Source organism: Halomonas sp. KHS3 (assembly GCF_000830495.1).
GTDB classification, from domain to species: Bacteria; Pseudomonadota; Gammaproteobacteria; order Pseudomonadales; family Halomonadaceae; genus Vreelandella; species Vreelandella titanicae.
In genome coordinates, this window is sequence record NZ_JWHY01000002.1 from 1,017,093 (window position 1) to 1,030,072 (window position 12,980).

General features: G+C 49.3%; 9 protein-coding genes. 3 read left to right on the forward strand and 6 right to left on the reverse strand.

The features are described from left to right. From RO22_RS06825 to RO22_RS06835, 3 genes are read left to right on the forward strand one after another with little or no spacing between them, the layout of a single operon-like run. Nucleotides 1-1,380 (forward strand): HlyD family type I secretion periplasmic adaptor subunit, encoded by a 1,380-nt coding sequence (locus RO22_RS06825; RefSeq protein ID WP_041157898.1) that lies wholly within the window; start codon nt 1-3, stop codon nt 1,378-1,380. Continuing rightward, nucleotides 1,380-2,834 (forward strand): TolC family outer membrane protein, encoded by a 1,455-nt coding sequence (locus RO22_RS06830; protein WP_027959621.1) that lies wholly within the window; start codon nt 1,380-1,382, stop codon nt 2,832-2,834. Before RO22_RS06825 ends, RO22_RS06830 begins: the two co-directional genes overlap by 1 nt. Before the next feature lie 13 nt (nt 2,835-2,847). Continuing rightward, nucleotides 2,848-4,227, forward strand: a complete 1,380-nt coding sequence (locus tag RO22_RS06835; protein ID WP_027959620.1) for an undecaprenyl-phosphate glucose phosphotransferase — start codon at nt 2,848-2,850, stop codon at nt 4,225-4,227. Between the two features lie 174 nt (nt 4,228-4,401). Here the strand turns inward: RO22_RS06835 and RO22_RS06840 are convergent, their stop codons facing one another. The 6 genes from RO22_RS06840 to RO22_RS06865 all read right to left on the reverse strand — a co-directional run bounded on the left by RO22_RS06840 (nt 4,402) and on the right by RO22_RS06865 (nt 12,764). Further along, nucleotides 4,402-5,334 (reverse strand): glycosyltransferase, encoded by a 933-nt coding sequence (locus RO22_RS06840; RefSeq protein ID WP_027959619.1) that lies wholly within the window; start codon nt 5,332-5,334, stop codon nt 4,402-4,404. A 6-nt stretch (nt 5,335-5,340) separates the two neighbouring features. After that, nucleotides 5,341-8,787: a glycosyltransferase gene (locus RO22_RS06845; protein WP_052475544.1), complete on the reverse strand. Its 3,447-nt coding sequence runs from the start codon at nt 8,785-8,787 to the stop codon at nt 5,341-5,343. A 24-nt stretch (nt 8,788-8,811) separates the two neighbouring features. Continuing rightward, a complete protein-coding gene (locus RO22_RS06850) occupies nt 8,812-9,660 on the reverse strand; it encodes a PIG-L deacetylase family protein (RefSeq protein ID WP_052475545.1) in 849 nt (282 codons plus the stop codon). An 87-nt stretch (nt 9,661-9,747) separates the two neighbouring features. Beyond that, nucleotides 9,748-10,707, reverse strand: coding sequence for a GNAT family N-acetyltransferase (locus RO22_RS06855; protein ID WP_041157899.1), 960 nt, complete (start codon nt 10,705-10,707; stop codon nt 9,748-9,750). Beyond that, nucleotides 10,700-11,980 (reverse strand): ABC transporter ATP-binding protein, encoded by a 1,281-nt coding sequence (locus RO22_RS06860; protein WP_051430542.1) that lies wholly within the window; start codon nt 11,978-11,980, stop codon nt 10,700-10,702. The genes RO22_RS06855 and RO22_RS06860 overlap by 8 nt, the downstream gene beginning before the upstream one ends. Next, the gene (locus tag RO22_RS06865) at nt 11,970-12,764 is read right to left on the reverse strand and encodes an ABC transporter permease (RefSeq protein ID WP_052475546.1); all 795 of its coding nucleotides are present in this window, start codon (nt 12,762-12,764) and stop codon (nt 11,970-11,972) included. Before RO22_RS06865 ends, RO22_RS06860 begins: the two co-directional genes overlap by 11 nt. Between the last annotated feature and the right edge of the window lie 216 nt (nt 12,765-12,980).

The following is a 12,980-nucleotide window of genomic DNA, read 5'->3' on the forward strand; positions in this document are numbered from 1 at the left end:
ATGAGCAATCAAAAAGGCCAGCTCCCAGCCAAGCAAGAAATCGACGTAACGCCGCAGGGGCCAACCACCATTGACGGAGAAGCTCAAGAAAAGCTGCCTACTAGTGATAAAGGCTACCGTAAGCTCGGTTACGCTATTTTAGGTATAGCGCTTGGCGGGTTTATTCTCTGGTCTGTGACAGCTTCATTAGCTGTGGCTGTTGTGGCCCCTGGTAATGTCTCCATGGAGTCTTTTAAACGCACGGTTCAGCATCTTGAGGGCGGTATTGTTCGGGAACTGTTGGTGCAAGATGGTGATAAAGTAGAAGCTGGTCAGCCTCTGGTGGTATTGAGCGACACTCAAGTGCGCTCGCAGTTGGAGATTGCACAGTCGCAATACTATATCAACCGTGCGATGGAAGCGCGTCTACTGGCAGAACAGCAAGGAACCGAAACACTGGAACTGCCGGAAGAGCTTATGTCAATTGACGATGACAGAGTCCAGCAAGTGACGGCTGTTCAACAAAGCCTATTCCACGCGCGACGTCAATCGCTGCAAAGCAGCTTAAACGCCATGGATCAACAGATCATTCAAATGCGAGAGCAGATCGATGGTCTTGAATCACGGATAAGTGTCAATAATCAGCGTATTGGCTCACTACGTTCTGAGGCAGAAGATTTTCGCTCCCTCTACCGGGAAGGACTGGGTGATAATCAGCGTCTGCGTGAGCTGGAGCGCCAAGTATTACAGTACGAAGGCGAGAATGCAGAGTTTCAATCTAATATTGCTCAGCTTCGTTCGCAAATCAGCGAAAACCGCATGCAAAAAGAAACTACTTTGCAAGAGTTTCAAGCCGAAGTAGGTGAGAAACTACGCGATGCCCAAGCACAAATAGCAGAGGCAGAAGAACGTATTATAGCGCTGACTGACCAAGTCAACCGTACTGTTGTGAGTGCTCCAGTGTCAGGCACTGTAGTTGGACGTCAAGTGCATACGGTCGGCGCCGTTATTCGCGCCGGTGATCCTATTATGGAGATAGTACCTTCCGGCGACGGCTTTGTAATTGAAGCCCGAGTACCCACGCGCGATATAGACAACCTGTTTATTGGTCAGCTCGCTGAAATTCGGTTTTCCGCTTTTAATCAGCGGTTAACAAGCATTATTGACGGTGAAATTATTCATATCAGTGCCGATAGTTTTGAGGATGAGGCAACAGGTCAGCGTTATTATAAAACGCGTATACGTGTAACAGAACAAGGGCAAGAAGACATGACCGAGCAAATGCATCTGCTTTCAGGTATGCCGGCCGAGGTCATGATTCGTACCGGTGAACGCACTTTTGCTAGCTACATCGCCAAGCCTGTTACCGACATGTTAGCCCGCGCTATCAGGGAGGACTAATGATACGGACGCCATGTTTTACCCTAAGTACACTGGCACTTGCAGTCTTGCTTTTAAGCCAATCTGCGTTAGCACAAAACGATGTGCCTGCTGATCAGCAGGCTCTAACCGAGCTGCAGGCGCTGGCAAATGCAGAAGCGCAGCCCCACGTTTTACCATCACTACCAGGCCTATTTGTTAGGGCATTACGCCACGATTCAGATCTGACGCGCCAGCGGTATGAGCTCGATGCCACTCGCGAAGAAATACCTATGGCACGTTCCCAACTGCTACCGCGAATTAGCGCTTCAGGCGGCTACTTATGGCAAGATTCAACGAATATACAAACTTCACCGGACGATTTTGGTTTAGATCAGCCTGCGCAGCGTCCGGGGGAGATTGACGAAACTTACTACCAAGTTCAGCTACAGCAACCGCTATTTAGCCTAGAACGCTGGCGTAAAATGGGAGTTGCTGATGCCCAAGTAAGTGCTGCTGAGTTACAGCTAGCCGTTCTTGAGCAAGAGATGGCGCTTCAAGTTAGCGAAGCCTATATTAAAGCCTATTTAGCGGCGCAGCGATTAGGACTCTTAGAATCTCAGCAAGATTCTCTCGACCTGCAAGTACGTCAAGCAAGTCGAGCATTCGACTTAGGCGTTGGCAATCGTGTTGATTTGCTCGAAGCCCAGTCGAGATATGACCAAGCGGTATCTGACGCGGTTGAAGCTGAGAATGAGTTAGATAACGCGCTTAGCGAATTAGAACGACTTACCGGAGTGACGCCAAGGTTTCAAGGCACTGCCCCTGGTGAGCTGACCACTGTAACCCTCAATGGCGATATTGGTGAGCCTGATGAGTGGATATCCCGTACTGGCCAAAATTTAAATGTTCTGTTGGCCCAGCAAGAGCAGGAAATCGCGCAAGCTGATACAAGCGTAAGGCGTTCAGGCTACTATCCTGAGGTAAATCTGAGTCTGAGCTATTCAGACCGAACCAGTGACGATGAACTGCGGGAAAGTGAAGACTATAGGGCAAACGTTGAACTTAGCGTGCCTATTTATCGGGGCGGCTATACTAATGCCAGCGTTCGACAAGGCGAAAAGCGTATTGAAGCTGGGTTGGCTGCCATTGACAATGAGCGCAATCTCGCTGTCCAAGAGGTACGCCAACGGATAAGGTCGCTTAATGGCGGTGAACGCCGCCTGGAAGCACTAAATCAAGCTATTTCGTCCAGCCAGCTATTCCTGGAAGCCGCTGAACGCGGCGAGCAATTAGGGCTGAGAGACCTGGTGGATGTGCTTGATGCACGAGCAAGTCTTTATGATCAGCGGATTAAGTATGTCGACACAGTCGGCGACTACGCTCTTGATATGCTCGCACTCCATACTGCTGTAGGCAGTTTAGAGAGCGACGACCTAGATCATATCATGGAGCTACTAGCGTCGTTGTCTACTTCATCGCAGGTAGCGCAGTAGTCAAGCAACTATTATGGCCGCTATAAAAACAAGCCAAGGCAGTGAATGGTTACGGCGTGGAATGCGATGCTTTGATGCAGCTGTAGCGATTATTATTTCGCTTGCCACGCTCTGGTTAATGCCTAATGTCCGTGTGGATGGGCATGATTATCTGTTTCTTATTCTAATTGGTAGCCTTTTACTGCCTGCGGTGGGGGAACTGCTAGGTCTCTACCATCCCTGGCGTGGCAGAAGCCTATACACCATGTTGGGAGTCTATTCTTTAAGCTGGGTGGTGACTATCGCGCTAATTAGCCTTTTATTAGTTGCCACGCAAAGCACTCAATATTTTTCTCGTTTGTGGATGGGAAACTCAGCATTGGGCGTTTTAGTGTCAGGCATGACCACACGCATGGCACTTTATATCTATCTACGCAGTTTAAGAGCGCGTGGCGCCAATATTAAACGCGTATTGCTGATTGGGCACCAAAGCAATATCAAACGAATAGAAAGCCGTTTGCATAGCATGCCCTATGCCGGTTATGGCATCAAAGATGCCTACGAAGACGATAATAGCAGCACATTCATAGACACAATTACGGCGTTAACTGCTCAATATGCCTTTGAGCGTGATTTTGATGAGATTTGGCTCAGCTACCCACTGAGTGATGGCGAAAAGGTCAGGCGACTTTCTGCAAGCTTGATTGGTATACCCGTTAATGTGCGTTACTTTCCTGATTTAACAGATATACGTCTGCTGAATCACCGTATGGCGCAAGTTGTAGGTCTTTACTCCCTAGAACTAAATTACAGCCCGCTTGATAGTGCACCACTGCGGCTATTGAAATCTATAGAAGATTATCTCCTAGGTGCTCTCATATTTATTGTATTTTTACCGGTAATCTTAGCTGTTGCTGGGCTGGTGAAGTGGAAAATGGGAGGGCCTGTACTCTTCAAGCAGTACCGACATGGCATTGATGGAAAGCGTTTTCGAATTTATAAATTTCGCACTATGAGCTTGCATCATGCCAAACACACCCAACAAGCACGTTATGGCGACCCACGGATTACTCCATTAGGAGCTTTTTTGCGAAGTACTAGTCTAGATGAGTTACCTCAGCTTTATAACGTACTCCAAGGTCGTATGTCGCTGGTGGGCCCTCGCCCTCATGCCATGGATCACAACGAATATTACAAAGATGTCATAGAAGACTATATGCAACGTCACCGGGTAAAACCCGGAATTACAGGATGGGCACAGGTTCATGGTTGGCGGGGTAATACGGAAAAACTCAATGATATGAAAAAGCGAGTAGAGTACGATCTTTACTATATTGATAATTGGTCGTTAGGATTAGATATAAAGATTTTGGCTATGACGATTTTGAAAGGTTTCGTGAACCAAAAGCCATAGGGTATATGCCCATTGCTAGTGAGTTTCATAAATGAATTTTTCTTGGCAAAAAGTGATATCAAAAGCTGTGAACTTGTCTTGTTTCAGACTTGTTGAATATAAGGTAAATTCATTATCTCTTGGCACAGTAAGGTGTACCCCAGTCATGGGGTAGAAGATAACGCTGCTTGATGATTAGTTCCTAGGGTTCCAATAAGAAGTATGCATTGAAAGTATCGGTTTAATCCAAGCAGGTAGGTGTTTTTCTAGACGCCCTAAACGATAACCGAGATATTTCAAACTTGTGCGCACTATCACTTCTGGCAGCCTGTGGAATGCTTTTTTAGCAGTATAACCTAGCTCGGACACCACAAAGCGTATGCCTTCTCCTTCAGCGTTCCCTAGCCACTCTAATAGCCACGCCTCACGATGATGAAGAACGCCAATATCGAAGTAGCGACGAAATTCTTCGAGCAACGAGTAGTTATGGGAATGAAGGACACAGGCCTGAGAGCAGTAGGCCAGTTTCCACCCCCCTTTTAATAATCTTGCGCCGGCAATCATATCTTCACTCAGAATGGTCTTTTCAGGGAAACCATCAACAGCTAGTAAGGCATCACGTCGGTAGGCGGTAAAGGAGTTAGATAAAAATGCTGCTTTAATACCTAAATTAGGGATGTCCCCTTTATCTACCACACGCGATTGGGCAGGGTAATTAAAATAGCGGGCGTGTGCTGCAATTGGTGTGGCCTCTAAATGGGGTAACTGCCGGCCAAACGCCGCTCCGATACAAGGATCCTCAAAAGCTTTTACTAACTGAATGAGCGCACTGGGGTCGTCGACTAGTGCATCCTGGGTAAGGAAAATAATAATATCACAATCACGTAAATAACTAAGAGCCCACTGACGGGTGCCGCCATGGTCAAAGTCACAGCGCTGAATAGGAACAACTTCCCAGCCATATTCATGAGCAAGTGCCGGCGTGCCGTCAATTGAGCTTGAATCAATTACTAGCTTTCTGCAAGCCATTCCACAGGCTGCATTCGTCTTAGCCAACCAGTCACGCCAATCTTTACCAGCGTTCAGAGTAGGCACACATACACCCCAAGATAAATTTTTTTCCGCCATGATGGTTTATGACTCTTTCAGCAGACGGCTTTTAACTTTGCGCTGCAAGCCCGCTGGCACATGTCGAGATAGTTCTCGTAAAAATGGTTGTGCCCTAAGCCAATAGAGCATGGATACTAAGGCTTTGCGTGCTCGCATAGCCTTAGTATCAGGATGAGAGGCATGAGCTTGCCATTGAGAGGGCAAACTGGGCAGTTTGTTATTTGGAATAGCAGCATCTATATCAACAGCATATTGTTGTGCATAAAAAGGGGTAGGAATAGTAGGCCATGATGTATGTTCGGCTGCCGTTGAGCCAACGGCACATTCGGGGCGTTGTGCAAAAGAAGAGAACCAATGACACCACTGGTTAGGGGTGCTATCCCACTCCAGTAGCCACGAGTGCGGACGCGCGTTCAGACGCTCTGGTAAAGCGCCAATATTGGTAGCCACAATGGGCAAGCCGAGCGCCAAGCAGGTACTCAGTGTGTAGCTATAAGTTTCCGGCCATAAAGGCGGAAACCAAGCAATATGTGGCCGCCACTCATTCAGTAATGTAGGTAATTCATCGTCTTGGTAAGCGCCTGTTACTGAGAGGTTTTTGAGTGGTTTAAAGGCACGATAAGCAAAACCAAAGAGCCGGAACTCAACGCTTAAGCCCAGTTTGGCTGCTTGAGCGGCAACATCCTCTAATACATCCGCACCTTTAATAGCCGAAAGAGCGCCGATGACGGCCACCCGCAGCGGCTCGTGCATTTCAGGTGGTTGCCAAGCAGGGGGGGGATACGTATCGTTTTCTTGATCAGGGTGGACTGCAACCTTTATATCCAGGTTTGGAATGTAGCGCTTTATCCGCGCTGAAGTATCTTGGCTGGGGGTAATGACACGATCACTCGCAAGTAGCCACTCAGCATGTCGCTCGCGCCATTCAGTAATACTACTGCCATCAGGAGCTGGCTGCTGAGCCAAGCAGCGCTGGCATTGTTGAATTCCTTCTTCTCCACAATAGCGGTTATCATCGCGTGTTAGTGATATTTGCGGACACACTGAGTAATAATCATGCAGCGTCACATCTTGCGGCACCCCTAACCGTTTAGCGAGTTCTAGAATACTGTCATTGAAGCCCAGCCAATGGTGTACGTGAACCCTCACGACCCCAAGTGCTTTAAGCATTTCGACCATTTCATCGAAAGCATCGGGCAGTACATAATCAAGCGTCATCGCTTCTGCTTCGTCTAGCAGAGAAAGCCTAGCTCCGCCTACTGGGCTTGGACGAAGCATTAACCACTCCACCTCATTCACTAGTGTGTCTGCAAGCTCCCGGCAATGGCGTTCTGTTCCCCCACCCCGCTGATGATTAATCATCAATACGCGTGGCTTAGTGCTATTGCGCAAGCGGGCAACATCAATGGCAAGACGTGCTTGTTGAGCAGGATCTTGCTGAATGAACTGATGAACGCGCGCCTCATAATCTGGGTGTAAGGTATGGAGTACCTCTAGCGCGTTAGTGACTCGTTCAGGTTGGCTATCGCCAAAACTAACGCTCCCCTTATGCCAAGCAAAAACATCCAGTGCATGCAGATGACACCATCCTGCTTTTAAAGTGCGCATGCAGAAGTCATTTTCTTCACCGTAGCCTTTACCAAAATTATCTTCGTCAAATAGTCCTACTGCGTCTAATGCTTCGCGTCGGATATACATACAAAAACCAATGCCCGTGGGTATCTCAACCGTTTGGCCAGCATTGGTTTGAGCGAAAAGCTGATCCAGTTCCGGTAGCGTATACCCCTCGATTAAAAGGTTGTCTTCGCAGAAACGTGGATAACTACAAATAGTGGCGTTATTCGAAAAAGGTGTAACGCTAGCCGCGGGACGGGTCGTGGGCAGGTAGGCTGCTTTAATCAAGCGATCTAGCCAATCATTGGCAACTTCAGCATCGCTATTGAGTAATACAACATCGGCATTGTGTGAGTAAGCCATGCCACGATTGACGGTTCCCACAAAACCTAGGTTTTGCTCATTTTCTAACAGCACCATAGGCCGTGCCTTTGAGGCTTCTCGCAACCACTCAGTGAGTGCTGCTTCAGGGCTGGCATCGTTAATCACGATGAGTCGATAAGCGTGAGAAGGCTCACTAGCCCAAACGCTTTCCAGGCAGGCGCGTGTCTCCTCTAATCCTTTATAAACAGGAACAATAATGTCCACGGGCCCGGCGGGCTGCTTTTGCTTAGCACTCGCGATAGGCAGTTGGGCGCTAGACGCAGTTTTAGTTGCTGAGAGCAGTGATCGCCCAGAAAAATCTGAACGCATCTGACGCAGCTTGTTTATTATCCAGCGCAGAGGTGCTGTCATACGCATAGAACGTGAGTTAAGCAGGGCGTTAACTTCATTCTGCAGCGTATTGAGCCGGTTTAACGTATTTACATGCGCTTGCTTGAGCGCAGCATACTCTTGTTGTAATGAACTATGTTCTTGCTGGGGAGTCTGATGCTTCTTTCCAGCGTCGGAGGCGATTGGTTCTGGCTCAATATAGCGTTTATGCTCACGCTGCAAAGCATTAAAGCGTTCCCATATGGCACTATGCTCTTTATGCAAAGAAGAGTGTAACTCTTGCAGCTTTTCATAATGCTCACGCAGCTCCTGTAGTTGCCCTAGTCGCTCATGATTTTGCTGATGCAACTTTGCTTCGCTGGCATGCAGTTGCTCAGTATCCCACTCCAATTGCTCAAGGCGGTCTATGAGTGAAGCGAGGCCTTTAGCCAGGTGGTCAGAGTTAACCTTGGGTAACCACTTGCCCCACACAGCACTTCTTGCATCTTGATAGGTGGCAATATCACGCTGTTGAGATAAACCAGAATTGCCTAGCGCCATGCAATATGTCGCGCTGTTGCCAGGTACGTGTATAAAGTCACCTTGTTGAGAAAGCTGCAGCCAAAAATCCCAATCCTCAAGATGAGAGAAGCGCTTATCAAACTGGCAACTCCCTGCTTGAACAGCATCCATCCGAAACAGCACCGCATGGATAGGTAATGTGTTATGAACCAAGAGCTCACCAGGTACCCAGGGGGAATCCATGCTGGTTAGCAACTCACCACCGGATGACTCTAACCGCACACCGCCATAGGCGGCAGGAGCAGCAGGATAGTCGTTCAACGCTTCCACCAAGCGACGTATATGATGAGGATCAATTAAGTCATCATCGTCAAGAAATAACGCCAAAGGCGTTTGAACCGCCTGCAAGCACATATTTGCAGCGTCGGGCCGCGACAACTGTACGCCTGGATCAATCAGCTCGCAACTGACCTTTAAATTGGGCAGGGGGCGGTGCGGCTGTCCTGATGCATTGACTACCACAATATGAAGAGGCGCGTAGTCTTGAGCGTTGGCTGAAACCAGCGCAGAAATAAGGTGGTCGCGATCCATGCTGCGGATAAGCACGCTAACGGCAGGAGTATTTAGACTAAGCGTTGACATAAACTTCCTAAAAGCACGACGCGGTTACCCGCGTCCTAATAAATATTTCAACCGTGAAAGCCACCGCCAACTACGAGTTGCATAAATAGCCTGCAAGGTTCCCTCTGCCTCCTGGCGAGCATGCTGGCAATCCTTAAACATCTTTTGAAGCACCGCTTTTTCGTTCTGTAGTGAGTCAATGCGATGCGTATATTCTAGCTCAGACTGTTGCAGTGCTTTTTCGCAACGTAAAAGCGCCTGATCTTGGACTGAGGGTAGTGCCACAGTGGCTGACACCGCATCGGCGGGCACTATATGGAAGGCTTCTGCCGCAGTCACGCCAAGACCCAGTGTATAACTACGATACTGATTTAGGCCGGCGATTTGCTCAGCATAACGTTGCTCTGCTAGCTGGGATTCAAAGCACTGCATGGCCTCTGCTTTCAAAGCGCTAACAGATGAAATATCTACCAATTGGTTCGCACTTAAGGGAACCCCAATTTCGTATAAGGCAATCTTTAACAAGGTGTCGCTGTGTTCTACAAAACGCGTGCCAGCTTGGAGTGCCGCGTCACAGGCGGCCCGGTGGTCTGGATGCATCTCCCAGCAAGAAGGCGCCAGCAGCAAGTCAGGTTGAAAATCTAATAGCGCATCGAGTAATTGTTGGGTTAGCGCTTCTCGCGCCTCTTCTAATCCACGGTCGATGAACGCCCAATTAACCGGCGCTGGGTAACCCAGTAGTCGGGCGGCCTTCTTAGACTCACATAAACGAAGTGCCGCCTGAGGCCCCTGTGTAGCAATAATCACTTGAATCTCAGAGCCTTGAGCTACCAATTGAGCTAAAGCGCCGCCACACCCAAATACCTCATCATCTGGATGAGGGGCAAGTACCATTACGCGTTCTCCTACCAGAGCGCTTGCATGGTAGGGAACGTACCAAGCTTCTCTCATCGCTATATCCTTATTGTTCACTTTTCAGGGCTAGCGAAAATCCGTATCTCCGCCCATTAACCACCAGCACTCAGCTACTTCCATTCCCTGCGTCAGCCCATTCACCTGGCTACCCGGCACTACTACCTCGGTAGATGTTAATTGTGGCTGGGTGTCGGTAAGATGCTGCGCTACAGAAGGGGTCAGCCATGCGCTTAAATGTTTAGCGCCCAGCCGGGATATAATGTGCTGGGTACATTTAACAACTTCTGGCATAGCCCTTAGAGGGGCAATGATATCCAGTAGTTCGACGGTATCCGCAGTATGTTGACGAACCACACACACACCTAAAGCGCGCTGTGTTATTCGTTCTTTGATTAGCCAGCAAAGATACCCACGCTCGGGAACATCAAGATAGCGATGCGATAGCCAAGACCAGTCACGAATAGCGACGGCGCATGCCCCTAACCCCTTTACCATATCAGCCCAAAGGGCATCGACTACCGACGCATGATGAGCTTGAATTGGGGTGGCTGTACTGCGAAAGCGGCGTATAACGCGTGCAGGCCAGTGAGCTTCATCTATGCGATCCGTGGCACAGTAAAGCTTTAATGTCTTACCCAGACGGGCATGGCGGGCATGGGGGAAGCCAAAAGCATAGCGGTAAGGGCGGTCTATACCCACTTGCTCGGCAAAAAAAGCCTGCACTACCCGGTAAAATGGGCCCCGGCGCGTCAAGATACCCCGGTAAGCGGGGTCAACCATCACATCGCCCATCTGCACGATAGAGCAGGGGTGACCTTTCACCAGTGCCTTGCGTGGCATGCCTCCATTGAAAGCGATGATGTCACCTTTATGTACACATACTACGCCGGGTGAGGAGGCAAACCTGTACTTCCACTGCCACATCTCAAGCGGCATAGCATGGCCAAATACGCGTTCAAAAAGCGCCAACAAAACCGGTAAATCGCTAGGTTCAGCCCAGCGCGTTTGCCATTCGTTGTTAAACATGGTCGTCTGCACTATTGGGTACAGAGTGCCAACGGTGGGGCAAGCGAACTACGCCCCGCGCGATTCCAGTCTGCGTAACATGGAAGCTACTGACCGGGTCAACCCACTCGTAGCTGTGCAGCCCGCGCTCGCAAAACAGGTAAGCACCTACATGGTACTCACCTTTTAATAGCGCTAGCTGAGGAAAATCAAGCACGACGCTTCCCTCGCCCTGATGGTTGCGCTGAACCTCAACACCGGCTTCCCAGCTACCCGCGCTAGTAACAATTTGTCCAGATGTTGTTGAAATGGTTACCGCAATACCAGGGCAGGGGAGTAACGGGTCGCTGGCAAAACGAATCTTGACGCTAAGCTGGCTTTCTCCGCTAATCACTGCGTTGCGAGCATTAGCAGTTTGGCCGTCAATGGATACTTGCGTGCTTACTAGGCGCGCGCTACCTTGCGGTGAAACGCGTCGCTGGTCTTGAGCAGCGCTTTGACGAACCCCACGCTCTTTTTGCTCGTCGCCGGCTAAAAATTGCTCGTACCGAGGCACCACCAGCGAAGGCGAATCGTCGGCAATCACCTCTCCGCCTTCTATCCATAAAGCGCGATCACACAATGCCTCCACCTGATAGAGCGAATGCGAACAAAATAAAATAGTAGCCCCAGTATCGCGCAGCGCCATAATACGGTCGAACGACTTGCGCGCAAAGGCACCATCACCTACCGAGAGCGCTTCATCGACGACTAAAATATCAGGCTCCACGCTGGTAGCCACGGCGAATGCCAAGCGCACATACATACCACTGGAATAGGTTTTAACTGGCTGGTCTATAAAATCGCCAATGCCAGAAAATTGATGAATTTCTGCAAATTTGGCCTGCACTTCTGCACGGCTCAAACCAGAAATAGCGGCCGACATAAATACATTTTCGCGACCAGTAAACTCCGGATTAAAGCCAGACCCCAGCTCAAGTAACGCTGCAATTTTACCATTGACCTGCAGCCTTCCTCCGCTAGGGGAAAGGGTGTTGCACACTAACTGTAATAACGTCGACTTGCCTGCCCCATTGCGGCCCACTAAGCCAACGACCTCTCCGCGCTGAATGGTTAAGTCTAGGGGCTTTAGGCCACTAATGGTGTCGTATCTTGCGAACCGGGCGAGACCCTTGAATTGTAGCAATAGCCGGTCTAATGGTCGTTGATAGCGGTAAAAGGTTTTACTTACGCCCTCCAAAGCAATAGCTGTTTCAGCGCGGGCTACGGTCGCACTGGGGGTATCAGAGTACATCAGCAAACCCCCCGCGTAGCTTATTAAATACCCAAAAGCCACTAGTCAATAGTAGTGTGGCGACTACCCCCAAACCGGTAATCACTTTAAGGCTGGGCCAGGCGCCCATAAATAGCACATCACGTAATTGGGTAATCAGTAACGCCAAAGGGTTGAGCAAATAAAGGCTTTGCCACTCGGGTGGCACATTGGAAAGAGGGTAAAAAACAGGTGAAAGAAACATCAGCACCGACGTCGCTAGCGCCATGAAGGGACCTAGGTCGCGCAAATAGACGCCTAGTGCTGCTAGCCATAGCGAAATACCCACCAATAAGGCCATAAAGGGTAATAGCACCAAAGGAAGCGCTAGCCAGGTTATATTGCCCCCAACCAAGAAAGCGGTAATGAGCATTAGTAGTACAAGGCTGATCAAAGCCTGAAAGCTCGCCGCCAATACTGATGAAAACGCTAGCAATGATAAAGGGAACACTACCTTGGTAACCAAATTGGGTTGGCCTGTTATCAACACTGGGCCACGGTTGACCACTTCTGCGAACCAGTTGAAGGCCAGGAGGCCGACAAAGACCTGTAAAGCAAAATCCATTTGTGGCGTGCCTGTTGCCTCAACTGGCCATTTCAATTCAAAAAAGCCGTAAAACACCAAGGTGAAGGCAGCCAACATCATAAGAGGTGAAAGCAGAGTCCAGCCTAAGCCCAATAGCGAGCCGCGGTAACGCCCGGCCACATCGCGGCGTGTGAACTGCCATAGTAAATGCAGATGACGTGAAAAAAGGTCGGCAGCCAAAGCATGCTCCAAGGTGAACAAAGGGCGCTATCTTACCCTTAGCGCTACTGGGTGCCAACCAGGCCAGGTAGAACCAAAAAGCAGTGGTCGTTCGAGTTGCGCTGTTTGGCCTGCGCCAGAACAATAAGTTAGCGAACAATGTTTTTTTAATGACTGCAAAAAACCGATATTCGGGAGAGAGCCAGGCCGAAAAATTAAAGCTTTCAACCACCTTGT